Origin of the sequence: Afipia sp. P52-10, assembly GCF_000516555.1 — a bacterium.
In the GTDB taxonomy this organism is placed as follows: domain Bacteria; phylum Pseudomonadota; class Alphaproteobacteria; order Rhizobiales; family Xanthobacteraceae; genus P52-10.
On record NZ_AZSJ01000007.1, the window covers coordinates 580,927 to 605,730 of the forward strand.

The window sequence follows — 24,804 nt, forward strand, 5'->3', positions numbered from 1 at the left end:
CACTCAGAAGATGCGGTGCGGCAGCGTAACGATCAGGATCAAGGCCATGAAGGACAGTGACGAGTAGGCCGTCAGCGTCTGCCAACGCTCGATACGCTTCTGCAGGGCCTCCAGACGCGCGCGGCACAGCGAAAGGGCGGACATCGATTGATCTTCCGAAGCAATGGACATGCCGCCAATAGAAGCGCTCCCCGCTGGAACCGCAATATGCCGGAGAAAAAGACAAAATCCTTGCCTTCCGGACCGGCGCCAGAGAGGAAAATCTCACGGCAGCCGCGCCGGTCGCAAGGTTCATTCGCTGCCGGACCTTGGCCTTCATGCTTGCGCCTGCCGTCGCCCCTACCCCTGTCCTCATTGCCATCAGCGCCTCAATAAACATCCTGCTGGTAACGGCCCTTCTTCTTCAGGTCGGCGACGAAGCTGATCGCCTCGTCGGTGGATCGCGCGCCGAACTGAGCAGCGATGTCCACCAGCGCACGCTCGACGTCCTTGGCCATGCGCTTAGCATCGCCGCAAACATAGATGTGCGCGCCGTCGGCGAGCCACGCCCACAGATCGCGGCCGACCTCGCGCATGCGGTCCTGCACATAGAACTTCTGTGCGCCGTCGCGCGACCATGCAAGCGAGAGCCGCGTCAACAAACCGGACGCTTTCATCGCGTTGAGTTCGTCCGCATAAAAGAAGTCGTAGTCGCTGCGCTGATGGCCGAAGAACAGCCAGTTACGCCCCGGCGCCTTGGTCGCCTGGCGGTCATGCAGGAAAGCGCGGAACGGTGCGATGCCGGTGCCCGGACCGATCATGATGATCGGCGTGTTGCCGTCCTGCGGCAGACCGAAGCCGTGCGCCTTCTGCACATAGACCTTGAGTTTGTCGCCGGGCTTGATGCGATCGGCGAAAAACGTCGACGCGACACCGAGGCGCTTGCGGTCTTTGATCATGTAGCGCACCGCATCCACCGACAGCGAGACCTTGCCCGGCGTCGCATTGCAGGACGATGAGATCGAGTAGAGCCGCGGCTGCAACGGCTCGAGCGCCTCGACGAACGCCTCCGGGTCCGGTTTGACGCCGAATTTCTGCACCGCTGCCAGCACGTCGAGGGTCGCGGCGTCGGCATCCGGGTCTTCGCCCGAGGCCAGTGCCTTCGCCTTCTGCCGCCGTTCACCGCCGGTGATGTAAGAGATCAGTTGAAACAGCGAGTCCGGCGCCGGCGCTAACGACACCTGGTCGGTCAGCACCTGCCGCAGCGTCCGTCCGCCAATTGCGAAATCGGGGGCTGCGCCGATCGCCGCCATCACGCTTTCGACCAGCCTTGGCTCGTTCAGCGGAAACACGCCGAAAGAATCTCCGACCACATAATCGAGCTCCGCCTCCGAAAGATCGAGCTCGAGATGCCAGGTGTCCTTCTCGGAGCCCTCCTTGTTCAATCGCCGACGCGAGAGGAACGTGGCCTCGGCCGGATTGTCACGCGAGCGACCGGGCGCGCCCGCCGGCGCAGCCGATGCTGGGGCCACGGGGGTTTTCGTCGGCGGCGCCTTATCCAACTCCTCGGACAGCGTCTTCAGCATGCGGGCGGTGTCCTTGCCACCCGGCACGCACAGGTTCAGCCGCGCCTCCGCCTTGCTGGCGATCGCCTCGGAATAGTCGTGGCAGTTGTAACCGCACTGGCCACAGTCCTGCTGCGCCATCGCCGCCATCATCCGCCGCCGCAACGGCCGCCCTTCCGCAAGCGCCATGCGCTCGGCGATCGGCATGGTCTGGTCATGCCACGGCGCCTCGCCGTCGTCGCCATCGCCCGCAACGCCCTGCATGACCGCCGCGCCCTGATCGGCCGACAGCGGCGTGACGCTCGCACCGTCCAGCGAGACGATCCCGGCGAAGAAGCCGTTTAGCCAGGCGCGCTGCTCCGCGGAGAACGGCGCGCTTTCGGGAATAAGATCGAGCTTTGGCGGCGGGGTTAGCTGGTTCATTCGGCGGCCTCAAGCTTGGCGATGTCGCGGAACACGTTCGTATCCGTGCGTCTGGCGAACTCCGCAAACGATTCCGTCGTCGATATCCGCTGCCGCAGATAGACGGTGAGGATGTGCGCGACCGTGCGTGGCGCGTCGTCCGCCTTCACGTTCTGGAACAGTTCGCGTGCAATGGCCGCCTCCGGACCATAGCCGCCGCCGACCAGGATGTTGTAGCCGTCAACCGTGTCGCCCTCGTCATTGACCGGCACGCGTGCGCCGATCAGGCCGATGTCGCCGATGTAGTGCTGCGCGCACGAGTGATGGCAACCAGTCAGGTGGATGTTGACCGGCGTATCGAGCGCGACATGCTGCTCACACCACGCAGCAATCGCATCGGCGTCCTCCTTGGTATGGGCGGCAGCGAAGCGGCAGCCGGTCGCGCCGGTGCAGGCGACGAGGCCTGCGCGCAACGGCGACACCGATGTCGAAAGCTCCAACGCCTCGATCGCCGCCAGAGCTGCGGTGACGTTCGCGTCGCTGATGCCGGAGATCAGCAGATTCTGCCAGACCGTCAGGCGGATATCGCCATCGCCCAGGGTGTGGGCGATCTCGGCGAGGCCGCGGATCTGGGCGGGCGATAGCCGGCCGAGATTCAGTGCTATGCCGATCCAGTTCAGCCCGGCCTGCTTCTGCGGATGCACGCCGATATGCGCGAGCTTGTCGAAGATCGCACGCGGCTCGATCGCCTCAGCGGCAACGCGGACCAGCGCCGTTCCCAGTTTCTCCTCGACAGCTTTAAGGAACTTGTCGAAGCCCCACGCGTCGAGCACGTATTTCAACCGCGCCTTGTTGCGGTTGGTGCGGTCGCCATGCTCGATGAACACCCGCACGATCGCATCGGCGACGCGCGTCGCCTCTTCGGGCTTGAGGATGACGCCAGTGTCGCGGGCGAAGTCGCGATGTCCGGTGATGCCGCCGAGCGCGAGCCGGTAGTAGACGCCGGCCTCCACCCCATGCCCGTCGCGGACGCGCACCGCCTGGAAGGCAATGTCGTTAGTGTCTTCCAGCACCGCGATCCGCCCGGCCCCGTCATAGGCGACGTTGAACTTGCGCGGCAGGCCGAACAGCGAGCGGTCATTGAGGATGTGGAAGTGCCATTCGCGCGCATGCGGTCGAGTATCGAGCAGCTCCTGCGGATCGATGCCCGCGGTCGGCGTGCCGGTGACGTTACGGATGTTGTCGGCGCCGGAGCCGCGCGACCACAGGCCGAGGTCCTGGATCGCCTCGATCACGTTGGTCGCGTTCTTCGGCTCTATCTCGCGCAGTTGCAGATTGGCGCGAGTCGTCACATGCGCGTAAGGCCCGCAGAACTGTTCGGCGATGTCCGCTATCCCTGCGAACTGCCAGTGCTTCAACATGCCGTTCGGAATCCGCAACCGGCACATGTAGGAATTCTGCGCGGGCGCCACATAGAACAGCCCGTGATAACGCCAGCGGAAATTGTCCGCAGGCTTCGGCGGCTGATTGTCGCGCGCCTGCTGCACCAGACGCGGATAGGCATCGAACGGGTGTTCGTCGCGCTTGAACTTCTCCTGTTCGGCGAGCTTGCCGCCGGCCGCCACCACCTTGTCCTGCGCCTTAAGGTGGATCGCGTCGGGACCGACCGGCTCGGAACGTCCAAGCACATTCCCGCGTGCGACGCGCGATGCGCTGAGGCCCGAGACGAATCCTTCCAGATAGCGCTTCTGGTCTGGCGTGAAGTCTCCGGACATGTCAGGCGGCCCTTCGTTCGGCGAACGCACGGCCGAACATCAGATCGCTGCGGAACGGCGCAACGCTCGCACCGCTGCGGATCAGCTCCAAATACCAGAGCGCATCCTGGGTATCGCCGATCAGGATCGCTCCGGTCAGCCGCCCATCGGCAATTACCAGCTTCTTGTAAGTGCCACAGCTCGGGTCGTTCAGCACGATCGCCTCGGTTCCGGCAGCTCCCACGAAGTCGCCCGCGGAAAAGACGCTGACACCTGACACCTTGAGATTGGTAGACAGTACGCTGCCCTCGTAGACCGAGACGCGGCCGGTCAGCGTATCGGCGAGCACCTTCGCCTGTTCGTAGGCGGGCTCCACCAGCCCATAGCAGGTGCCGCGATGCTCGGCGCACTCGCCCAGCGCATAGACGCCCACGACGTTGGTCGCGAGACGATCATCGACCACAATCCCGCGGTTGGTGGCGATGCCGGCCGCCTGCGCGAGTGCAGCGTTCGGGCGAATGCCGGCCGCGAAAATCACCGCATCGGCGGCGATGTGGGTGCCGTCGGCAAGCACGACCCGTTCGACCTTCGTCGCGCCAACGATCTCCTTGGTGCTCGCGTTGAGCCGGACATCAATACCCTTCTGCTCGACCAGCCGCTTCAGCAGCGCCGCCGCCGGCACATCGAGCTGCCGCTCCATCAACCGATCCATCAGATGGACCAACGTCACCAGCGCACCTGCCTTGGCAAGGCCGTAGGCCGCCTCCAGCCCGAGCAATCCGCCGCCGATGACGACCACGCGCTTCTGTTCCGCCGCGAGCTTCAGCAACAGGTCGACATCGCGGCTGTCGCGAAACGTATGCACGCCCACGAGGTCGGCTCCCGGCACCGGCAGCCGCAGCGGCTGTGAGCCGGTGGCGAACACCAGCTTCGAGAACGGCACCTGCCGCCCATCGGCCAGCGCCACGCGGCGGCTTTGCAGATCGACCGAGGTCGCCGCGCGACCGTAGCTCAACGTCACACCACGATCGCGCCACCAGCGCGCGGGCTGCAATTCGATATCCTGCGATGCGATCTCGCCCGCCAGCACCGACGACAGCAGCACGCGGTTGTAGGCCAGCCGCGGCTCGTCGCCGATCACCGCGACCGCGTAACGGCCGAGCGCCCGCGCCGCGATCTCCTGGGCCAGCCGCGCCGCCGCCATGCCGTTGCCGATGATGACCAGTGGCTCGCTCAAACGATCTCTCCTCGCAGTTTCCCGATGACGATCCGAGGCGGCTTATGCCGCCTCGACATAGCGATGCCGCTCGTAGAGGAATTCGAGCACCCGCTGGCGGCACTTCAGGTACGTCGCGTTGGTCGCAAGCTCGAGCCGCTTGCGCGGCCGCGGCAGCGGCACGTCCAAAACCTCGCCGATCCGCGCGCTTGGACCGTTCGTCATCATCACGATGCGATCCGACAGCAGCACCGCTTCGTCGACGTCGTGAGTGATCATGATCACCGTGTTGCCGAGCTTCTGGTGCAGCGCCATCACCGAGTCCTGCAAGTGCGCGCGGGTCAGCGCGTCGAGCGCGCCGAACGGCTCGTCCAGCAGCAGCACCTTCGGCTCCATCGCCAGCGCGCGGGCGATGCCGATCCGCTGCTTCATCCCGCCGGAGATCTCCGACGGCCGCTTGTCCTTCGCGTGCCCCATCTGCACGAGATCGAGGTTGTGCATCACCCAGTCGTGCCGCTCGGCCCGGCTTTTGGTTTTGCCGAAAACCTTGTCGACGCCGAGGCGAACGTTGTCATAGGACGACAGCCACGGGAGTAGCGAGTGGTTCTGGAACACCACGGCTCGGTCCGGCCCCGGTGCGTTGACCTCGCGGCCCTCCAGCAGCACGCCGCCACGGGTGGCGTTGGTCAACCCGGCGACGATGTTGAGCAGCGTGGACTTGCCGCAGCCGGAGTGGCCGATGATGGAGACGTACTCGCCCTTCTCCACCGTCAGCACGATCTCCTTCAGCACTTCGGTCTCGCGCGTGCCGCGGCTGTAGACCTTATCAACGTGATCGATCTTGAGATAGCTCATCTCAGAGTTCCTTATTCGTCATTGTTCGCATGATCTTTTCGGAAAACCGGTTCCCACTTTTCCGGATCATGCTCAGTTGGCCTGCGCGCCGCGGGTGGCGATATTGGCGATGAACGCGACCATCCGGTCGAGCACGAAGCCGACGACGCCGATGTAGACGAGCGCGATGATGATGTCGGACAGACGCGAGGAATTCCACGCGTCCCAGATGAAGAAGCCGATGCCGACGCCGCCTGTGAGCATTTCGGCTGCGACGATGGCGAGCCACGACAGACCGACACCGATCCGCAGGCCAGTGAAAATGTAAGGCGCGGCTGAAGGGATCATGATCTTCCAGAAGAACTCGAGCTGATTGAGCCGCACGACGGAAGCAACGTTGCGATAGTCCTGTGGGATGTTGCGGATCCCGACCGCGGTGTTGATGATGATGGGCCAGATTGCGGTGATAAAGATCACGAAGATCGCCGACGGGCGACTGTCGCGGAACGCAGCCAGCGAGATCGGCAGCCAGGCGAGCGGCGGCACAGTGCGCAGCACCTGGAAGATCGGATCGAGGCCGCGCATCGCCCAGATCGATTGGCCGATCAGCGCACCAAGTAGCACGCCGACCACGGCGGCAAGTCCGAAGCCAACCGCGACCCGCTGCAGCGACGTCAGGATGCGCCAGCCGAGGCCGATATCCTGGGGTCCATTGACGAAGAACGGATCGACGATCAAATCCTTGGCATCCGTCCAGATGCGAGTCGGCGACGGCAACGTCGCGCCGGGATTCATGCAGAGCAACTGCCAGATCACCAGCAGCACCGCGACCGTGACGATCGGCGGGATCAGCGTCGCCGCCCACTCCTTTGCGGCCGGAACGATGCGCGTCCTGAACAGGCTCGTGCGGGGCGGCGCGAGTGGAACGATGGTCGCCGATGCGACCGGCGCCACTTCGCCGCTGTCGGGGGTCTTCTGAAGGGCAATGGTCATTGATGGCCTCGCATGAAGGAGGCGGGATGGCGCAGGACCATCCCGCTCTGGCGATTAGACTTCGACGCGCTTGATCGAGAGAGACTTCAGGTACGCAGTCGGATCTTCTGGATCGAACACCTTGCCATCGAAGAAGGTCTCCTTGCCGCGTGAGGACGACGCGGGCAGATCGGACACACCGAGCGTCTTGGCAGCGTCGCGCCAGAGGTCCTCACGGTTGACCTTGTCGACCAGCGCCTTGATGTCGGTGGTCGGCTCGAACTTGCCCCAGCGGATGTCTTCGGTGACGAACCAGGCGTCGTGGCTCTTGAACGGATACGATGCGTGGTCGCGCCAGAACTTCATGAACTGCGGCGTACCCTTCTCGATGCGCCCGTTGCCGTAGTTGATGTCGCCGTTGGCGCGGCCGATGATGTCGGCGACCGGCACGTTGAACCACTGGCGGCGGCCGACGATCTCGGACATCTCCGCGCGGTTCTCCGGCTTGTCGCACCACATCTGCGCTTCCTGCACCGCCATCAGGATCGCCTTGGTCGCGTTCGGATACTTGTCGGCATATTCAGCGCGGATGCCGAGCGCCTTCTCCGGATGCTTCGACCACAGTTCACCGGTCGAGCACGCTGTGAAGCCGATCCCCTGGTTGACGAGCTGCTCGTTCCAAGGCTCGCCAACGCAGAACGCATCCATGTTGCCGACCTTCATGTTCGCCACCATCTGCGGCGGCGGCACGACGATGGTCGACACGTCCTTGTCGGGATCGATGCCGCCGGCGGCCATCCAGTAACGGATCCACAAGTCATGGGTGCCGCCGGGGAAGGTCATCGCCACCTTCACCTCCTTGCCTTCCGCCTTCTTCTTGGCGAACGCGGTTTTCAAGGGCGAAGCGTCGCTCGTGACCTTCAAATCCTTGTATTCGTTGGAGACCGAGATCGCCTGCGCGTCGAGGTTCAGCCGCGCCAGCAGATACATCGGCGTCGGCACGTTGTTCTGCGTCACCTTGCCGGTCGAAATCAGGTACGGCATCGGCGTCAGGATGTGCGCGCCGTCGATGCCGTTCTTTTCGCCGCCGAGCACGAGGTTGTCGCGCGTCGCGCCCCATGAGGCCTGCTTGGCGACCTCGACGTCACCAACGCCATGCTTGGCGAACAGCCCCTTCTCCTTGGCGATCACCAGCGGCGAGGCATCCATCAGCGCGATGTAGCCGAGGATCGCCTTCTTCACCTCCGGCCCGGCGCCCTGCGCGAACGCGCCCGCCGGAAAGTTCAATTTCGCCGCCGCCAGCAGCGCCGCCGTCCCCGCGCCGCTTTTCAGCAGCGATCGCCGGCTCACCTTTGAGCCCATCCATCCATCTTTGGTGATCTTCGTCATCGTCTATCCCTTTGACCCGTGTCCGTGTTCGCGATGCCTGGTCGTCTGCCCAAAACAAAAAGCCGCTTCCTTGGAAGGCGCGCGAAAACGCGATCTCCCCCAGGACAGCGGCTGTGCTGATGGCCCCTCGTTGGACCTGCCGGCCCCGTAACCGGCCCGGCGTTCTTGTCTATTCAAGCTCCGTGCCAGCTTTGTGCGACGCACAAATCACTTAAAATACAAGGACATAGGGAAAGGACTGGAAGGCATGCGCGCGAAATCGGCGCCTCAAGCGCGAGCAAATGACATCAAATTGTGCATTGCATAACAATTAAGCAGACGGAAACGCACCGGCTTCCGGTCAGCAAGACCAACCCGTCCAGACCGCCGATTAGTCCTGACGCCGGATCGGAAAGGAGCCGAGGTGGGCGGCGATGTCCGCCGGATCGAACGGCCCGCCCGCGAAGGCTCCGACGCCATCAGCGACGCTGTTCTGCATCGGCGGGCTGGTACCCGTGGCCGCGTCGTAGAGATCGGGGCGGAAGACGGCCATCGCCACTTGGAGCGACTGATCCGACAGCGGCGCCTGCCCCCAACGGACCATCTGCGCATAGAGCCACGCCGCCTGCACCGGATCTGGCCGCGCCGCCCCATCCCGGCCGACCAGCAGATAGCGCTCGCTGCTGCGAACCTCGCCGCCCGGCGACACTTTCAGCCGGCCGTCGAGGGTGCGCTGGATGACGCCCGCCTCCACACCGATGTACTCGGCCTTGGCCAGGATGGCCGCAGCTTCAGCGCGATGCTCAGGCGCCTCGATGAAGGTCGCAGCGCGATGGTGCGCGCGGATCAGCCCAGCTAGCGCTTCGCCATGCTTGTCCGCCCATGGCTGACGTACCGCCAGCACTTTCTCCGCCGCCCGCGCCAGGATGTCGGAGACAAAGTGCAGGATGTGGCCGATACCGAGATCGACGGCGACGGAATTCCACGGCGCGCCGACGCAGAATGCATCGACATGGCGGTTGGCGAGACTGTCCACCATGTAAGGCGGCGGCAGCACCACCAACCGCACATCCTCGTCCGGATCGACGCCGCCCGCCGCCATCCAGAAGCGGAGCTGGTAATTGTGGGTCGAGAACGGAAACGTCATGCCGAATACCAGCGGCTCGGCGCCGCTCCTGCGCCGCGCCTCCACCACGCGCTTCAGCGCCTTCGCCGTCGCCAGCGGATCGAGCGGATCACCCTCGACCGCGCCCATAATCGCCGCATGCAGCGCGGGCGAGACCGTGATCGCGTTGCCGTTCAGTCCGAGATTGAACGGGGCCACGATCGGCACCTTCACATGGCCGAGCCCGAGGCTGGAGGCGATCCCCACCGGAGCCAGCAGATGCGCAGCATCGAACAGGCCGAGATTGAGCTTGTCGCGCACATTCGACCACGACACTTCGCGGATCAGCGTGACATCGAGCCCCTCCTCGCGGGTAAAACCCTTGTCCACGGCCACCAGCAACGCTGCGGCATCGACCAGCGGAATGAAGCCGATCCGCAGCGGCATCAGCGTGCCTTGTGCCCGTTCGCTCATTTGAGCAGCTCCGACGCGGTGATGATGGATTGCGCGATCTCGACGATCTTCTTCTTCTCGCGCATGGCGGTGGATCGCATCAGCACATAGGCCTCGTCCTCCGACAGGCTCTTGTGCTTCATCAGGATGCCCTTGGCGCGATCGATCACCTTGCGCTCCTCGAGCGCGTTCTTGGTGCGCTCCAGTTCGTCCTGCAGCCTGGCGAAGGCATTGAAGCGCGAGATGCACAGGTCGATGATCGATTTGATCCGCTCCTTGCGGAAGCCATCGACGATGTAGGCCGAGACGCCCGCGTCCACCGAGGCCTGGATCGAGGCGGAATCGCTCTGGTCCACGAACATGGCGATCGGCCGCCGCACGGCGCGGCTGACCTGGAACATCTGCTCCAGAATATCGCGGGAGGGGTTTTCCAGATCGATCAGGATCACGTCCGGATCGAGCGCATAGATGCGTGCGAGCAGGTTGTTCATCTCGCCCACATGGGCGACGTCGGAAAACCCGGCTTCGCGCAGGCCCTCTTCGAGGATCGCAGCCCGGATCGGGTTTTCGTCGATAATGGCAATCTTGGGCGACGACTCAGCAGCCATCCGCAAACTCACTCCGGCAAACCCGGTCATAGCAGGGGCTATCGCAGCGTCAAAGCCTTGTAATTCGCCCCGTTCGGGGATAGCTCCTGCGCTTCAGCCGGACATTGAGGACGATGGAACAAGGCCGCGCGCCCAGAATCAGTTTCACATCCCTGGGATGCCCCAAGGCCCTGGTGGATTCCGAGCGGATCATCACCCGCCTGCGGGCGGAAGGCTATGAGCTTGCGCGCAACCACGACGGCGCCGATCTCGTCATCGTCAACACCTGCGGCTTCCTCGACAGTGCCAAGGCCGAATCGCTGGCGGCGATCGGCGATGCCATGGCCGAGAACGGCAAGGTCATCGTCACCGGCTGCATGGGCGCCGAGCCCGAGGCGATCCGAGAGGCCTTTCCCGACGTGCTGTCGATCACCGGGCCGCAACAGTATGAGAGTGTGCTGGAGGCGGTGCATCGTGCCAACCCCCCGGTCCACAACCCGCTGGTGGACCTGCTGCCGCCGCAAGGCATCAAGCTGACGCCGCGCCACTACGCCTACCTGAAGATTTCCGAAGGCTGCAACAATCGCTGCACCTTCTGCATCATCCCGAAGCTGCGCGGCGATCTCGTCTCGCGCACCGCCGACGACGTGCTGCGCGAGGCCGAGAAGCTGGTGAAGGCGGGCGTCAAGGAATTGCTGGTGGTCTCGCAGGACACCTCGGCCTATGGCATCGATCTCAAATACGCCTCGGCGACCTGGAAAGATCGAGAGGTGCGCGCCCGCTTCTACGATCTCGCCAAGGAGCTTGGCGAACTCGGCGCCTGGGTGCGGCTGCAATACGTCTACCCCTACCCGCATGTGGACGAAGTGATCGGCCTGATGGCCGAGGGCAAGGTGCTGCCCTATCTCGACATCCCGTTCCAGCACGGCAATACGGACGTGCTGAAGCGCATGAAGCGTCCGGCCGCGCAGGACAAGACACTGGCCCGCATTGCCAGGTGGCGCGAGCAATGCCCTGAGCTGACGCTGCGCTCGACCTTCATCGTCGGCTTCCCTGGCGAAAGCGACGCCGAGTTCGAGGATCTGCTGCAGTGGCTCGACGAGGCGCAGATCGATCGCGTCGGCTGCTTCAAGTACGAACCGGTTGCGGGCGCGACCTCGAACGCGATCGACAATCCGGTGCCGGACGCGGTGAAGGAAGAACGCTGGAAGCGATTGATGGCGCGCCAGCAGGTGATCTCCGCCCGCCGGCTGAAGCGGAAGGTCGGCACGCGCCAACAAGTGATCATCGACGAGGCTGGTCCGACGGTTGCGAAGGGCCGCAGCAAGGGCGACGCGCCGGAGATCGACGGCACCGTTTATGTCGCGAGCCGCCGCCCGCTGCGCCAGGGCGAGATCGTCACCGTGAAGATCGAACGCGCCGACGAATACGACCTGCACGGCACCGCCAGCGGTTTCTGAAAACGGATGGGCTTGTGAGCCCGCAAGCCACCCGGCCGCCGAACATTCGTCCTTGACAGCGCCGCCGCCGCGGGCGTATGGCCGCGTCATGACTTTGAACCGGACCCACCGCCGCGCTTGCCTCCGTCGTCGCTCGTTCGACGATGCCGGGTCGCGCCGTGTCCGACGACAACGCTGAACGCACACACGCAATCAGCCACGTTCTCGAAAAGGCCGCACCCACAACGTGCGGCCTTCTCGCGTTTCGGCCCCTGCCATCAACCCCGTTGGAGACCTGCCATGACCATCGCGACGCATCGGTTCGACGCCTTGATGAACATCACTGCCCGCCCGCCGGTGGTGTTCGTGCGCGGCGAAGGCTCGTATCTGTGGGACCAGCACGGCAAGCGCTATCTCGACTTCGTGCAGGGCTGGGCCGTCAACTGCCTCGGCCACGCGCCACCCGCACTGGTGCAGGCGCTGTCGCAGCAGGCGGCGACGCTGCTGACGCCAAGCCCCGCCTTCTACAACGAACCGTCGCTCGCGCTCGCCAATGCGCTGATCGAGCGAAGCGGCTTCGACCAAGTGTTCTTCACCAACTCCGGCGCCGAGGCCAACGAAGGCGCGATCAAGCTCGCACGCAAATACGGCTCCCTGCACAAATCCGGCGCGTTCGAGATCATCACCTTCCAGGGCGGTTTCCACGGCCGCACGCTGGCGACGATGTCGGCGTCGGGCAAGAAGGCGTTCGAACCGTTGTTCGAGCCGAAGGTGCCGGGCTTCCGGAAAGCCACGCTGAACGATCTCTCGTCGGTGGAAGCACTGATCGGGCCGCAGACCGTCGCCGTGATGCTTGAGCCGATCCAGGGCGAGGCCGGCGTATGGCCCGCGACGCATCAGTTCCTGCGCGACCTGCGCGCGCTGACCGAACAGCATGGCCTGCTGTTGATCCTCGACGAGATCCAGACCGGCATGGGGCGCACCGGCAAGCTGTTCCACTACGAGCACGCGGGCATCGCGCCGGACATCATGACGCTGGGCAAGGGCATCGGCGGCGGCGTACCGCTCGGCGCCCTGCTCGCGACCAAGCAGGCGTCGTGCTTCGCGCACGGCGACCAGGGCGGCACCTATAACGGCAACCCGCCGATGTGCGCGGCGGGGCTCGCAGTGCTCGAGGCTGTCAGCCAGCCAGAGTTTCTGAAAACGGTTGCCGAACGCGGCCATATGCTGGCCGCCGAACTGCAACGTGTGTCGGCGCGGCATGGTCTCGGCAGCGTGCGCGGCGAAGGCCTGCTGCTGGCGCTCGACCTGAAGCGGCCAATCGGCGCCACCATCGTCGCCGAGGCGCTTGGAGACGGACTGCTGCTGAACGCGCCGCAGCCGGACGCGCTGCGCTTCATGCCGGCGCTGAACGTCACGCGCGAACAGATCCTCATCATGACCGGCGGGCTCGACGCCATTCTGACCCGGCTCGGCGCGGCGCGCTGCGTTGCCTGAAGTCTAGCGTGCGTATCGCGCAATACTGCGACATGCGCTCAGACGCGTTACGGCTTCAGGATCGAGGCGCCGGTGGTAACCCTGCTCTCCAGGTCGCGATGCGCTTTGGCCGCATCCTTCAGCGCGTAGGCATGATGGATCGGCACCTGCAGGCTGCCGGAGATCACCGCGGCGAACAGCGTGTCGGCGGCCTCCAGCAGGTCGCGTCGCTTGGCGATGTAGTCGTTCAGCGTCGGCCGGGTCGCGAACAGCGAGCCGCGCCGCTGCAATTCACCGACGGAGAATGGCGGCACCACGCCCGACGCATTGCCGAACGACACGAACATGCCGAGCGGACGCAGACAGTCGAGCGAGCCTGGGAACGTCATCTTGCCGACGCCGTCATAGACGACATTGCAGAGATCACCGCGGGTGATCTTCTTCACCTGGGCGACGAAATCCTCCTCGTTATAGAGGATGACGTGATCGCAGCCATTGCGCTCGGCGAGCTCCGCCTTCTCCTTGGAGCCGACCGTGCCGATGACGTTGGCGCCGAGCGCCTTCGCCCACTGACAGGCAAGAAGACCGATACCGCCGGCAGCCGCATGGATCAGCACGTTCTGTCCCGGCTCGACCTTGAAGGTCTTGTGCAGCAGGTAATGCACGGTCAGCCCCTTGAGCATCAGCACGGCCGCTTGCTCATAGGTGATCATGTCCGGCAGCTTCACCAGCCGCTCGGCCGGCATCACGCGCTCGCTCGCGTAGCCACCCAGGGCATAGGTGTAGGCCACCCGATCGCCGGGATGGAAATCGGTGACGCCGGGGCCAACCTCCAACACGTCGCCGGAGGCTTCGTTGCCAGCGATGAACGGCAGCTCGGGTGCCTTGTAGAGGCCGGTGCGGAAATAGGTGTCGATGAAATTCAACCCGCAGGCGCGCTGCCGGATGCGGACCTCACCCTTGCCGGGCGCGGGCACCTGGATGTCCTCGTAGGCGAGAACCTCCGGTCCGCCCGTTGCGTGCACCCGCACTGCCTTGGTCATTTCCCTTAACTCCTTGCCCTCAACTTCTCGCTTCGCGCAAGCCTATGACGGTGGCGAAGCCGAAACAACCGGCCAGTGCCCTGCCCCGTCGAATGCCGCAGCCGTCATTCCTGCTTGCGCGTGGTGATCACGCGCGTTCCCTTCATCCGGTTGCGCTTGGCGAGAATGTTGAACGCCTCAACCGCCACCGCGAATACGATCGAGAAGTAGATATAGCCGCGCGGAATGTGGAAGGCGAAGCCGTCGGCGACCAGGGCCACGCCGATCATCACCAGGAACGCCAGCGCGAGCATCTTGGTCGTCGGGTGCTCGGCGACGAAAGCCGCGACCGGCCCGGACGAGATGTACATCACCGCGCAGGCGATGATCACCGCAGCGATCATGATCTCGATCTGCTCGGCCATGCCGATCGCGGTGATGATCGAGTCGAGCGAGAACACCAGGTCGATGATGATGATCTGGAAGATGATCCAGGCGAACGCGTTGCTGGCTCCCGACTTCTGCTCCTCGGCCGCGTCGTGCGCCTCGATCTCGGCGTGAATCTCGTGGGTCGCCTTGGCGATCAGGAACAAGCCGCCACCGATCAGAATGATGTCGCGCCAGGAGAAGCCGTTGCCCATGATGGTGATCACGGGCTTGGTCAGGCCGATCAGCCAGAACAGGATGCTGAGCAGCGCGATGCGGAAGATCAGCGCCAGCGCGAGACCAATTTGGCGTGCGCGCGTAGCCTGCGGTTCGGGCAGCCGCGACACCAGCACCGACAGAAAGATCACGTTGTCGATGCCGAGCACGATCTCCAGCGCCGTCAGCGTCGCCAGCGCCGCCCAGGCTTCCGGGCTCGTCAGCAGTGCCATTACGTTTTCCATCATCTCCTCGCCTTCGCAATCAGTCGGATAATCGGGTCGCTCAGCATCACATAGGCCGCGATCGCGCAGAGCACGGCGGTCACCGGTGTAGACACATAGAAGTCGTTCATGACGGCGATGGCGGCGAGTGCGGCACCCAGCACGACCAGGCTGATGTTGAGGACGCGCAAGCGCTCGGTCCGCACCGGATGCATGACGTGGATCGGCAGGAAGGTCGCTGCAACCAACAAGGCCATCACAGCCGTCGCGGTCCAGGGCGATGGGCGCAGCAGGAACAGGTAGAACGCCGCAACGTTCCACAGCGTGGGGAAGCCGCGGAAATGATTGTCTGCCGTCTTCATCCGCAGGTCGGCGAAGTACAGTGCGCCGGAGATGACGATGGCGATGCCAGCCAGCGGCGCGAGATGCGGCACCAAAAGGCCGCTTGCGGCGATCGCATAGGCCGGCACGAAGACATAAGTGGTGAAATCGACCACGAGATCCAGGGTGTCGCCCGACCAGTTCGGCAAGGTCTGCGCCACCTTCAGCCGCCGCGCCAGCGGTCCATCGATCGCATCGACGACGAGCGCAATGCCGAGCCAGGCGAACATCGCCGGCCAGTGGCCGCGAACCGCCGCCATCAGCGCCATGAACGCCAACCCCGCGCCCAGCGCCGTCAGCAGATGCACGGCGAACGCGCGGGCGCGGATCGCCACCGGCGCCGGGGGAGAATCTGCTTGCCGCCCAGTCATCGCAACTAGCTACCAGACTTTGGATTTTCTTGCACATCGGCTCGGAGCGGCCTACCTGCTGCAGGTGAGACTACCCATCCGGGCCTGTCATCAACCTTTATGAGCCAGCGTTCATGGACAGTTCTGTGACAACGGAAACCGATGTTGCGGTGATCGGCGGCGGCCCCGCCGGTTTGACGACAGCGATTGCGCTGGCGCGCCGGGGCGTGCGGACCGTACTGGTCGCCCGCCTCGCCCCCTATGCCGACAACCGGACCACCGCGCTGCTGCACGCCTCGGTGGCGGTGCTGGAGGAACTCGGCGCCTGGGAGGCTTGCCGCAATGCAGCAGCGCCGCTGCGGACGATGCGGCTGGTGGATGACACCGGACGCTTGATCCGTGCTCCGGAACTCCATCTCGACTGCAACGAGATCGGCCTCGACGCATTCGGCTACAACATTGAGAACCGCATCCTGGTCGAGACGCTGGAACGGCGGGCAACGGACCTGCCTGCCCTCACCCGCATCGATGAGAATGCGGCCAGCATCGAGCCGTCCGAACATAACGTGACAGTGCGTACCCAACAGGGCCGGACGCTGCACGTCCGCCTCGCGGTCGGCGCCGACGGCCGCAACTCGATCTGCCGCGAGGCGGCGCAGATCGGCGTGCGCAAACGCGCGCTCGATCAGTCGGCGCTGACGCTGAACATCGAGCACACCCGTCCACACGACGCGATCTCCACGGAATTTCATACCGCGCATGGGCCGTGCGTGTTCGTACCGCTGCCGGGCAACCGATCCAGCGTCGTCTGGGTGATGCGACCGGAGGATGCCGAGTGGCGCGGAGCGCTCGATGATGACGCGCTGGCCCGCGAGGTCGAGCGCCAAGCGCATCATCATCTCGGCGCGCTGCGGGTCGGTCCCACCCGCCACGTCTTTCCCCTCGGCATCGAGCAGGCGGACAGGATCGCAGCCCATCGCATCGCCCTCGTCGGCGAGGCCGCGCATGTGCTGCCGCCGATCGGCGCCCAGGGTCTCAATCTCGGCCTGCGCGATGCCGCCGACATCGGCGCCATCGCCGCCGATGCGCTGCTGCTGGAGCAGGATCCCGGATCACCGGCGACGCTGCAACGCTACGAGCGCAAGCGGCGGCTCGATATCCAGGGGCGCATCGCTGTGGTTGATTTCGCCAACCGCACACTGTTGTCGGATTTCCTGCCGGCGCAGGCGTTGCGCGCGGCCGGCATGCAGGCGCTGGCGTGGAGCGGCCCGATGCGCCGCTTCATCATGCGCCAGGCGATCGCGCCACTTTTTGCCGCCGGCCAGAACCGCGACGCGCGTTAGAGACCGAGCAGCCCGCTCTTCAGCATCCACATGATGAGCGTCAGCGTCAGCACCGAAACGAGTGTGCCGAGCAGCACAGCGGTCGAGGCCGCCTCGACCCAGGTGTCGTATTGGCGCGCGATGATGAAGGCATTCAACGCCGGCGGCAGCGAGGCCATCAACAGCGCGGTGGCGATCCATTGCGGATCGAACGGCCCGAGCAGCGTCAGCAGCGCGAACGCCATCAGCGGATGCAGCAGCAGCTTCACCGCGACGACGCCCGGCACCTCCCACGGCACCCGCTCGAACGGCCGCAGCGCCACCGTCACGCCTAGCGCGAACAGCGCCACCGGCGCTGCCGCATTCTGCAAGAATTCCAGCGTGCGATCGACCGCGATCGGCGGATTGAAATGCACGGCGGCAGCAAGCGCGCCAAGCCATGAGGCCACGATCAGCGGGTGGAACGCGATCTGTTTCGCGACGTGCCAAACGGTCGGCCACAGCGGCCGCCGGTCCGAGCCGAACACAGCCATCAGCATCGGCACGATCGAGAACAAGAAAATGTTATCGAAACAGAAGATCAGCGCCACCGGCACAGCCGCCGACGTGCCGAATGTGGCAAGTGCTAGCCCCGGCCCCATATAGCCGATGTTCCCGTAACCGCCGGCGAGTCCAGCCATGACCGCTTCGCGGGCGGTGCGGCCGCCGAGGAGCCGTGCGGCGATGGCGGCCGCGGCAAAGGCCAGCACCGTTCCGCAGGTGGTGGCGATCACGAACGGCGGGTTATTCAGTTGCTCGAACGGGGTTTTGGCAAGGATGCGGAAGAACAGCGCCGGTAGCGAAATATAGAGCAGAAAGAAATTGAGCCATGCCAGGCCCGTTTCCGGCAATCGGCGGAACTTGCCGCAAGCGAAGCCGATGAAGATGAGGCCAAAATACGGAAGCGAGAGGTTGAGGACGTCAATCATGCAGCGGCACGTTTAATGCATCTCACGTTCAGATGCCTCGGCGTCATGCGTCTCACCGGCGCATATCGGCCCATGTCCATATCCGGCCATGTCGCAGCTCCGGACGCGGCAAGGCGGGGATCAGACTGGAAACATGCCACTGCGGCGTCGGAGCCCTGTCCGCAACCGCGGCGACGAGGCCGCCAAAGCAATACGATTCTAGGGTTTGCCCCTAGCATCGGCCACAATCATGGTCTATTCGACAAGATGCGATGAAGACACGAACCGCCAAATTTCAGATCGGGCAGATCGTCCGCCACCGGGTTTTCGCATTCCGGGGGGTGATCTTCGACATCGATCCGGAGTTCAACAACACCGAGGAGTGGTGGCTGTCGATCCCCGAGGAGGTGCGCCCTCACAAGGATCAGCCGTTCTATCACCTGCTCGCCGAGAACTCCGAGAGCGAGTACATCGCCTATGTCTCGGAACAGAATTTGCTGCCCGACAATTCGGGCGAGCCGGTGCGACATTCGCAGGTCTCCGAGATTTTCATCAAGGACAAATCCGGCGGCTACCGCCAGCGCAACCCGTCGCTGAACTGAGCTGCTGACTTCATCCGGTCGTCACCTTGCGCTGATGCGCAAGCGACGTGCATGCGCGCCGCAATCGCCCATCTCGTTTCGACCTCCACACCATTGGTGCATTCGCATGGGCGGATCGCACAAGCAGACATCTTCACACGCAAAAGGCGCGCATCGCTGCGCGCCTTTGTTTTCGGGCCGTCTGAAAGGCTTACGCCTGACGTCCAACCGGACAGCTTACTTCGCCGCCGGGTTGGCGGGCTGCTGCGCTTCCAGCCGCTTGCGGGCCTCTTCGGCGCGCTTCTGCAGTTCTTCCTGCAACTTCTTCTGCTGCTCCTCGAACACCTTCGGGTCAGTCGGCGGACCGTCATAGGCCTTGCCGAAATCGGTGAGCGGTAGCGGCAGCGTCAGCGGCTGACCATTGGCATTGATCGCTTGCACGATCAGCGCCTGGCTCTTCTTCAGGTTGGCCAGCATTTCCGGCGTGGCCTCGTAGTCCGACATGCAGCCATTAGCGAAGCAGATCACATACGGGCTCTGCTGCGGCTGGTTCTGATCGATGATGATGCGGGTGCCGTGCACGAGCTGCATGCCGAGCGGCAGCGTCACGCGCAGCACCTTCTTCGGCTCGCCTTCCGGCTCGATAATCACGGCGGCGACCACCGGCTGGCCTGATTCGATGCGGCCGTCCTTGCCGGTGAAGCAGACCTGCTTGGCGTTGGCATCCTGGCCCTTGAGGCAGAATTTGGTCCAGGGCGAGTAGATCAGCTGCACCTGATCCTGCTGCGCCTGCGGCTGCTGTTGGGCGGGCTGCTGTTGGGCTGCGGCCGGCGGCGCGTCCTTCTTGGCAGGGGCCTTCGGGGCCGCCTTCGGCGGGGCCTTGGGAGCAGGCTGCTGGGCCGGCTGCTGCGCAGCGGCGGGCAACATCGCAAAAGCAAGAGCGGCGGCGGCGAGCCCGGCGGTAACCCGCCCACGCGGCAAAGCCAGCGCGGACAAGAGACGGCTATTCATTGCGGAAAACCCTTTCCTGGACCGAATAATTTCGACCGCGACTGGATCGCGGAGAATGGGGCCTTGGCCGGCTGTCTCGTCGCCAAATGGGGCGGCAGCGTGACCGGAGCCGGCAGCCCCTTGTTTGACGCCCGCCTTCCATACAACGCTTGCGAAAAAGATCAATGCCGACAAGCCTTGCACTCACACCCTGAACGCTCATGCGGGGCGCGTGCCTATGCTAAATTCCACCATGGAATTCAGGCGAATCAGTGGGGGGAACGCTGCCGCCGCGCCGGACCGGGCGCCGTCCGCCGTACGGCCAGCTGGATTGCGCGCGGTGGATACCGCACAGCTCTCGCGCCGAAGGGCTCTGGCCGGCTTGCTGGCTTCCGCGGGCGTGCTGTTCCAAGGCCTGGCCTCCGCCAGCGAACCAGGCAGCATCAGCGGAACGGCGATCGCCATGCATGGCGAGCCCGCATTCCCCGATGCGACCATGCCTTACGTCAATCCGGACGCGCCGAAGGGCGGCCGGCTCGTGTTCGGGGTGCTCGGAACCTTCGACAGCCTCAATCCGATGATCGTCAAGGGCCTCGCCCTACCGCAGATTCGCGGCTACGTGGTGGAAAGCCTGTTGGCGCGCGGCCACGACGAGCCGTTCACGCTATACGCGCTGCTCGCCGAGAGCATCGAGACCGATGCCGAGCGCAGCTACGTTACCTTCCGCATCAATCCGAAGGCGCGCTTCTCCGACGGCACGCCGGTCACCGCCGAGGACGTGCTGTTCTCGCGCGAGCTGCTGCGCACCAAGGGGCGCCCCAATCACCGGCTGTTCTACGCCAAGATCACCAAGGCCGAGGCGCTCGATGCCCGTACCGTCCGCTTCGATCTCACCGGCGCCAACGATCGCGAGCTGCCGCTGATCATTGGCCTGATGCCGGTCCTGCCGAAGCACGCCACCGACGAAGCGACCTTCGAGGAAACCTCGCTGACGGCGCCGATCGGCAGCGGTCCCTATCGCGTCGGCCATGTCCGCGCCGGCACCAGCATCACGCTCACGCGCAATCCCGATTATTGGGGCCGCGACCTGCCGATCAATCGCGGGATGTGGAATTTTGACGAGGTCCGGTTCGAATTCTTCCGCGATGCCAACACCGCGTTCGAAGCCTACAAGCGCGGGCTGTACGACTTCCGGATCGAGACCGAACCGCTGCGCTGGGCGACCGGCTACGATGTCCCGGCACTGCGCGAGGGCAAGCTCGTGAAGGAAGAGCTTGCCAACGGCCAGCCGCAACCGTCCGACTTCCTGGTCTTCAACACGCGCCGCCCGCAATTCGCCGACATTCGCGTGCGCGAGGCGCTGACGCTATTGCTCGACTTCGCCTGGATCAACAAGAACTACTTCTTCGGCCTGTACCGCCGCTCGGGCAGCTATTTTCCAGGCTCCGAGCTTGCCGCCTATGGCCGGCCCGCGAGCCCGGCCGAACTCACGCTGCTGCAGCCCTATATGAGCAGGCTGCGGCCCGACATCCTCGACGGCTCGTACAAGCTGCCGCAGTACGACGCGTCCGGACGCGACCGCGAGGCGCTGCGGCGCGCGCTCGGTCTGCTCGCTGACGCGGGCTATCAGATCTCCGGCAACGTACTGAAACATCGTCAGACCGGCGAACCGTTCAGCTTCGAGATTATGGTGACGACCCGCGACCAGGAACGGATCGCCCTCATCTTCGCCCGCGATCTCAAGCGCGCCGGCATCACCGCCCGTATTCGCGTCGTCGATGCGGTACAGTTCGATCAGCGCCGTATCGCCTTCGATTTCGACATGATCCAGAACCGCTGGGACCAGTCGCTGTCGCCGGGCAACGAACAGGCCTTCTACTTCGGCAGCGCGGCCGCTGATGCGAACGGATCGCGCAACTACATGGGCGTCAAGAGCCCGGCTGTCGATGCGATGATCGAGGCCCTGCTCAAGACGCGCGATCAGGCGGATTTCGTCGCCGCCGTCCGCGCCCTCGACCGGGCACTGATGTCAGGCTTCTACGTGATCCCGGTTTTCAACGTGCCCAGCCAGTGGGTGTCGCGCTGGACACGCATTCAGCGGCCGGAACGGACCTCGCTCTCCGGCATCCTTCCCGAAACCTGGTGGCAGGCTCCAGATGCAAGACGGCCATAGCTTCATTGCTGCGCGCCCCGCGCCCGTTCAAGCCCCCTCGCTGGACCAACTGTTCAGCCGCACCGCCGCACGCCGGCCGGAAGCCCAGGCCCTCGTCGATCCCGCCGACAAGGAGCGCGTCACCGGCCAGCCGCCGCGCCGTCTGAGCTATGCCGAGGCAGATGTCGCGGTCGCCCGGCTCGCCGCCTATTTCGTCGAGGTGGGCCTCCCGTCGGGCGCGATCGTCGCCGTGCAACTGCCGAACACCGTGGAGGCGGTGGTGACCATCCTGGCGGCGATGCGCGCGGGCTTGAGCGTTGCGCTGCTGCCGCAGCTGTGGCGCCAGGCCGAACTGTCCGATGCGATCAACCGGATCCGCGCCCGAGCCCTGGTCACCATGAGCCGGATCGACGGGGTCGATCATGCCGATCTCGCCATGAACGCAGCCGCCGAAGCCTTTTCGGTGCGGCAGGTATTCAGCTTCGGCGACAACACGCCCGAAGGTAGCGTACCGCTCGATTACATCACCTTCGACGAGGACCGCACACCGCACCTGCCGGACCGCGGCGCCGAGCGCACCAGCCTGATCACCTTCGACGTGCTGCCGGACGGCTTGCGCGCGGTGCCGCGCACCCAGGCGCAGGTGATCGCCGGCGGCCTCGCCGTGATGCTCGATGCAGATATCCCGGCCGGCACCCGCATCATGTCGGCGACGATGCCGTCCAGCTTCGCCGGTATCTGCGCATCAATGGTGACGTGGCTGTTGAGCGGCGGTCGGCTCGCGCTGCACCACCCGTTCGAGACCGACGTGCTGTTGAGCCAGATCGCGCACGACCGCTGCGCGCTCCTGGTCGCGCCGGCCCCGCTCGCGCTGCGGCTCGGCGAGACCGGCGCCTTCGCCGATCTGCCGCAGCTCAATCAGGTGATCGGGCTGTGGCGCGCGCCCGAGCAGGCGGCCACCTCCTCCTCGTGGACTTATGCCCGCAGCTTCATCGATCTCTACGCATTCGGCGAAGCCGGGCTGTTCGCCGTGCCGCGCGACGGCGAAGGCACTCCCGCACCGGTCGCGCCGGGCGCGCGGCCGCTGCAAGGACAGGGCTCGGCAGGCGTCGCCTGCGAGGTCTTTATCTCCGATCACGGCACCGTCGGCATGCGTGGCGCGATGGTTCCGCTCGCCGCCTATGCCGCCCAGCGCAGCTCGGATCTGCTGCTGACCCGCGACAAACCCGATCACGTCGACACGGGCTATGCCGCCCGGCTCGATCGCCGGAACGGCGCGATCTGCATCACAGCCCCGCCATCCGGCGTGCTCAACGTCGGCGGCTATCGCTTCCTCACCAATGACCTGAACACCTGGGCGCAGCGCCTGCCGCAGGGCGGGATGCTGACGGCCCTGCCCGATCGGATCAGCGGCCATCGCCTGGCCGGCCGTGCCAGCGACAACGCCCGGGCTCGCGCAGCACTTGCACAATTGGGGCTAAACCCTTTGATGGTTGAGGCCTTTCGCGAGCGCTCCTGATCGCGAACGCAATCGTACGATCGCGTTGACGCGGTATTAAGCCTGTCTGGGTAGATTGCTGCGGAAATTCTAGCGGTTCGATTTCAACATTTGCATGCCAGTGCGGCAGCCGTGTCTGCAAATATTGAAATCAAAGAACCGCTAGCAAACGTCACCCTTGCGTGGAGCTTTGGATTTGACATTCGCATTGCCCATCTGCGGCCTGGGTGGGATGCGAATGTCAAATCCGCTCCACTAGCATGATTTCTCCCTGCAATGTCCCAGCAAGGTCCCATCATCGTCGTTGCGCGCGAAGGACGGCCCGCCTTCGCTGACGTTCTGGCTGACAGCGGCGCTTCTCCGGTCGTAACCGCGACCTGGGACGAAGCGGCGGCGGCCTTCACCCAGGTCCAACCCGCTCTGATTGTCTTCGAGGTCTCAGACGGTTGTACTGACGATTTGATCCACCTGGCGAGCGGCCTGGAAGCCGCTGCCCCGTATGTGCCGCTGATCGCGGTGGGCCCATTGTCCGCACCGCCGCGCAACGTCATCGTCTTCGACGCGCCTGACAACGCCTTCGACCGGCTCCCCGCGCGCGTCAACGCGGCGCTGCGGGTGCGCAGCCTGCATCTGACGGTGCTGCGCCGCCTCGATGGCGAAGCCGCACCAGCAGCGTCACTGCCGGACACCGATCCGATCGAGGACGCAACTGCGCTCCTGGTCGGCCGTGGCCCCTCCTATCCGGCGCTCTCGGTCGCCTTCGGCCAGCACATGGGCGTGATCGGTGCGCTCAGCGTCGAAGCCGCGGCCAATCACCTCAACATTCGCGATGTCGACGGCGTGATCGTCGGCGAAGGGTTCAGTCCGCGCGTCACCGACGCCTTCCTGACAGTGCTGTCGGAAGACTCCCGCTTTCGCCACTTGCCGGTGATCGTCGGTGGCAGCCTCGCCGGTGTCCGCGCCGATTACGGCATGGCCAATCTGGAAGTGGTGCGCGGCAGCGCTGCCGCGGTCGCCGCCATCGCGCTGCCGCTGATCCGCCAGCATGCGCTGGAGGCGCGGCTGACACGGGCATTGAACTCGCTCGACGCAGGTGGCTTCCTCGATCCGCGCACCGGGCTGCTGACCATCGACGCATTCGACCGCGATTTCGGCAAGGCGGTGTCGGAGACGATCGCCCAGGGCGGCGGCTTGTCCGCAGCGCGCTTCGCTTTCGCCGGCCGCGACCGGCGCACCAGCCTGGATGCGGCGCGCATCCTCAGCCGGCTGATGCGGCGGATGGACTTCGCCGCGTTGCAGGAGGACGGCTCGATTCTCGCCGCCTTCGCGCAGACTGATCTGCGCACGGCCCATGTGATCGCCCGCCGCCTCGCCAGCGTGCTGAAGCACACCATGCTGTCGGCCGAGGGTAACAAGCCGATTGATCCGCAGGTGACGCTCGCAACGCTGAGGGCCAACGATTCCGCGGAGGCTCTACTGGAGCGGCTGCAGCCGGCGGCAAGCCGCGCGGCGTCATAGCACGGTCGCGGCTCCGTTCAGCCTCCG

21 protein-coding genes are annotated in these 24,804 nt (G+C 65.0%); 7 read left to right on the top strand and 14 right to left on the bottom strand.

Annotated features, from left to right (window positions below; genetic code table 11):
- Positions 1-3: 3 nt before the first annotated feature.
- The 9 genes from X566_RS25080 to X566_RS20030 all read right to left on the bottom strand — a co-directional run bounded on the left by X566_RS25080 (position 4) and on the right by X566_RS20030 (position 10,256).
- Positions 4-144 (bottom strand): hypothetical protein, encoded by a 141-nt coding sequence (locus tag X566_RS25080; RefSeq protein WP_160170500.1) that lies wholly within the window; start codon positions 142-144, stop codon positions 4-6.
- A 224-nt stretch (positions 145-368) separates the two neighbouring features.
- Positions 369-1,967 carry a sulfite reductase subunit alpha gene (locus X566_RS19995; RefSeq protein WP_034470890.1) on the bottom strand — a complete coding sequence of 533 codons (1,599 nt, stop codon included), beginning with the start codon at positions 1,965-1,967 and terminating at the stop codon, positions 369-371.
- On the bottom strand, positions 1,964-3,721 hold the full coding sequence (locus X566_RS20000) for a NirA family protein (RefSeq protein ID WP_034472562.1): 1,758 nt from the start codon (positions 3,719-3,721) through the stop codon (positions 1,964-1,966). The genes X566_RS19995 and X566_RS20000 overlap by 4 nt, the downstream gene beginning before the upstream one ends.
- 1 nt (position 3,722) lies before the next feature.
- Positions 3,723-4,937, bottom strand: a complete 1,215-nt coding sequence (locus X566_RS20005) for an NAD(P)/FAD-dependent oxidoreductase (protein ID WP_051444379.1) — start codon at positions 4,935-4,937, stop codon at positions 3,723-3,725.
- 42 nt (positions 4,938-4,979) lie between these two features.
- Positions 4,980-5,771: an ABC transporter ATP-binding protein gene (locus X566_RS20010; RefSeq protein ID WP_034470892.1), complete on the bottom strand. Its 792-nt coding sequence runs from the start codon at positions 5,769-5,771 to the stop codon at positions 4,980-4,982.
- A gap of 72 nt (positions 5,772-5,843) precedes the next feature.
- On the bottom strand, positions 5,844-6,743 hold the full coding sequence (gene ntrB, locus X566_RS20015) for a nitrate ABC transporter permease (RefSeq protein WP_034470894.1): 900 nt from the start codon (positions 6,741-6,743) through the stop codon (positions 5,844-5,846).
- A gap of 54 nt (positions 6,744-6,797) precedes the next feature.
- Positions 6,798-8,111, bottom strand: coding sequence for a CmpA/NrtA family ABC transporter substrate-binding protein (locus tag X566_RS20020; RefSeq protein WP_051444380.1), 1,314 nt, complete (start codon positions 8,109-8,111; stop codon positions 6,798-6,800).
- A 370-nt stretch (positions 8,112-8,481) separates the two neighbouring features.
- Positions 8,482-9,669, bottom strand: coding sequence for a CmpA/NrtA family ABC transporter substrate-binding protein (locus tag X566_RS20025; protein WP_244434845.1), 1,188 nt, complete (start codon positions 9,667-9,669; stop codon positions 8,482-8,484).
- Entirely contained in the window at positions 9,666-10,256 is a 591-nt protein-coding gene (locus X566_RS20030) for an ANTAR domain-containing response regulator (RefSeq protein ID WP_034470897.1), read from the bottom strand. Before X566_RS20030 ends, X566_RS20025 begins: the two co-directional genes overlap by 4 nt.
- A 113-nt stretch (positions 10,257-10,369) precedes the next feature.
- On the opposite strand from X566_RS20030, the gene rimO reads away from it, so the two are divergent.
- Together rimO and X566_RS20040 are read left to right on the top strand one after the other, a co-directional pair.
- Complete coding sequence (gene rimO, locus X566_RS20035; RefSeq protein ID WP_034470900.1) at positions 10,370-11,695, top strand: 30S ribosomal protein S12 methylthiotransferase RimO; 1,326 nt, start codon at positions 10,370-10,372, stop codon at positions 11,693-11,695.
- A 279-nt stretch (positions 11,696-11,974) separates the two neighbouring features.
- Positions 11,975-13,171: an acetylornithine transaminase gene (locus X566_RS20040; RefSeq protein WP_034470901.1), complete on the top strand. Its 1,197-nt coding sequence runs from the start codon at positions 11,975-11,977 to the stop codon at positions 13,169-13,171.
- Between the two features lie 47 nt (positions 13,172-13,218).
- On the opposite strand, the gene X566_RS20045 is transcribed toward X566_RS20040, so the two are convergent.
- The 3 genes from X566_RS20045 to X566_RS20055 all read right to left on the bottom strand — a co-directional run bounded on the left by X566_RS20045 (position 13,219) and on the right by X566_RS20055 (position 15,790).
- Positions 13,219-14,193, bottom strand: coding sequence for a quinone oxidoreductase (locus X566_RS20045; RefSeq protein ID WP_034470904.1), 975 nt, complete (start codon positions 14,191-14,193; stop codon positions 13,219-13,221).
- Between the two features lie 104 nt (positions 14,194-14,297).
- Entirely contained in the window at positions 14,298-15,047 is a 750-nt protein-coding gene (locus X566_RS20050) for a TerC family protein (RefSeq protein WP_173402601.1), read from the bottom strand.
- A gap of 11 nt (positions 15,048-15,058) precedes the next feature.
- A complete protein-coding gene (locus tag X566_RS20055) occupies positions 15,059-15,790 on the bottom strand; it encodes a phosphatidylcholine/phosphatidylserine synthase (protein WP_034470909.1) in 732 nt (243 codons plus the stop codon).
- Between the two features lie 113 nt (positions 15,791-15,903).
- Here X566_RS20055 and X566_RS20060 point away from each other — a divergent pair, with 113 nt between their 5' ends.
- The gene (locus tag X566_RS20060) at positions 15,904-17,112 is read left to right on the top strand and encodes a UbiH/UbiF family hydroxylase (RefSeq protein ID WP_034470912.1); all 1,209 of its coding nucleotides are present in this window, start codon (positions 15,904-15,906) and stop codon (positions 17,110-17,112) included.
- Here the strand turns inward: X566_RS20060 and X566_RS20065 are convergent.
- A complete protein-coding gene (locus X566_RS20065; protein WP_034470915.1) occupies positions 17,109-18,059 on the bottom strand; it encodes an AEC family transporter in 951 nt (316 codons plus the stop codon). The two genes, X566_RS20060 and X566_RS20065, sit on opposite strands and share 4 nt — an antisense overlap.
- 251 nt (positions 18,060-18,310) lie before the next feature.
- Here X566_RS20065 and hspQ point away from each other — a divergent pair, with 251 nt between their 5' ends.
- Entirely contained in the window at positions 18,311-18,640 is a 330-nt protein-coding gene (hspQ, locus tag X566_RS20070) for a heat shock protein HspQ (RefSeq protein ID WP_034470918.1), read from the top strand.
- A gap of 216 nt (positions 18,641-18,856) precedes the next feature.
- On the opposite strand, the gene X566_RS20075 is transcribed toward hspQ, so the two are convergent.
- Positions 18,857-19,630, bottom strand: coding sequence for an invasion associated locus B family protein (locus X566_RS20075; RefSeq protein ID WP_034470921.1), 774 nt, complete (start codon positions 19,628-19,630; stop codon positions 18,857-18,859).
- 442 nt (positions 19,631-20,072) lie between these two features.
- Here X566_RS20075 and X566_RS20080 point away from each other — a divergent pair, with 442 nt between their 5' ends.
- The 3 genes from X566_RS20080 to X566_RS20090 all read left to right on the top strand — a co-directional run bounded on the left by X566_RS20080 (position 20,073) and on the right by X566_RS20090 (position 24,777).
- Positions 20,073-21,782 (top strand): extracellular solute-binding protein, encoded by a 1,710-nt coding sequence (locus X566_RS20080; protein WP_034472571.1) that lies wholly within the window; start codon positions 20,073-20,075, stop codon positions 21,780-21,782.
- On the top strand, positions 21,766-23,280 hold the full coding sequence (locus X566_RS20085) for a class I adenylate-forming enzyme family protein (RefSeq protein ID WP_051444382.1): 1,515 nt from the start codon (positions 21,766-21,768) through the stop codon (positions 23,278-23,280). The genes X566_RS20080 and X566_RS20085 overlap by 17 nt, the downstream gene beginning before the upstream one ends.
- A gap of 255 nt (positions 23,281-23,535) precedes the next feature.
- Positions 23,536-24,777 (top strand): hypothetical protein, encoded by a 1,242-nt coding sequence (locus X566_RS20090; RefSeq protein WP_034470924.1) that lies wholly within the window; start codon positions 23,536-23,538, stop codon positions 24,775-24,777.
- Positions 24,778-24,804 lie beyond the last annotated feature (27 nt).

Coding starts and splice junctions, on each gene's coding strand:
- X566_RS20000 (WP_034472562.1), bottom strand. CDS start 3,721: ATGTCCGGAGACTTCACGCCAGACCAGAAGCGCTATCTGGAAGGATTC.
- X566_RS20045 (WP_034470904.1), bottom strand. CDS start 14,193: ATGACCAAGGCAGTGCGGGTGCACGCAACGGGCGGACCGGAGGTTCTC.
- X566_RS20055 (WP_034470909.1), bottom strand. CDS start 15,790: ATGACTGGGCGGCAAGCAGATTCTCCCCCGGCGCCGGTGGCGATCCGC.
- X566_RS20060 (WP_034470912.1), top strand. CDS start 15,904: ATGGACAGTTCTGTGACAACGGAAACCGATGTTGCGGTGATCGGCGGC.
- X566_RS20050 (WP_173402601.1), bottom strand. CDS start 15,047: ATGGCACTGCTGACGAGCCCGGAAGCCTGGGCGGCGCTGGCGACGCTG.
- X566_RS20090 (WP_034470924.1), top strand. CDS start 23,536: ATGTCCCAGCAAGGTCCCATCATCGTCGTTGCGCGCGAAGGACGGCCC.
- hspQ (WP_034470918.1), top strand. CDS start 18,311: ATGAAGACACGAACCGCCAAATTTCAGATCGGGCAGATCGTCCGCCAC.
- X566_RS20085 (WP_051444382.1), top strand. CDS start 21,766: ATGCAAGACGGCCATAGCTTCATTGCTGCGCGCCCCGCGCCCGTTCAA.
- X566_RS20010 (WP_034470892.1), bottom strand. CDS start 5,771: ATGAGCTATCTCAAGATCGATCACGTTGATAAGGTCTACAGCCGCGGC.
- X566_RS19995 (WP_034470890.1), bottom strand. CDS start 1,967: ATGAACCAGCTAACCCCGCCGCCAAAGCTCGATCTTATTCCCGAAAGC.
- X566_RS20065 (WP_034470915.1), bottom strand. CDS start 18,059: ATGATTGACGTCCTCAACCTCTCGCTTCCGTATTTTGGCCTCATCTTC.
- X566_RS25080 (WP_160170500.1), bottom strand. CDS start 144: ATGTCCGCCCTTTCGCTGTGCCGCGCGCGTCTGGAGGCCCTGCAGAAG.
- rimO (WP_034470900.1), top strand. CDS start 10,370: ATGGAACAAGGCCGCGCGCCCAGAATCAGTTTCACATCCCTGGGATGC.
- X566_RS20025 (WP_244434845.1), bottom strand. CDS start 9,669: ATGAGCGAACGGGCACAAGGCACGCTGATGCCGCTGCGGATCGGCTTC.
- X566_RS20075 (WP_034470921.1), bottom strand. CDS start 19,630: ATGAATAGCCGTCTCTTGTCCGCGCTGGCTTTGCCGCGTGGGCGGGTT.
- X566_RS20020 (WP_051444380.1), bottom strand. CDS start 8,111: ATGACGAAGATCACCAAAGATGGATGGATGGGCTCAAAGGTGAGCCGG.
- X566_RS20040 (WP_034470901.1), top strand. CDS start 11,975: ATGACCATCGCGACGCATCGGTTCGACGCCTTGATGAACATCACTGCC.
- ntrB (WP_034470894.1), bottom strand. CDS start 6,743: ATGACCATTGCCCTTCAGAAGACCCCCGACAGCGGCGAAGTGGCGCCG.
- X566_RS20080 (WP_034472571.1), top strand. CDS start 20,073: ATGCATGGCGAGCCCGCATTCCCCGATGCGACCATGCCTTACGTCAAT.
- X566_RS20030 (WP_034470897.1), bottom strand. CDS start 10,256: ATGGCTGCTGAGTCGTCGCCCAAGATTGCCATTATCGACGAAAACCCG.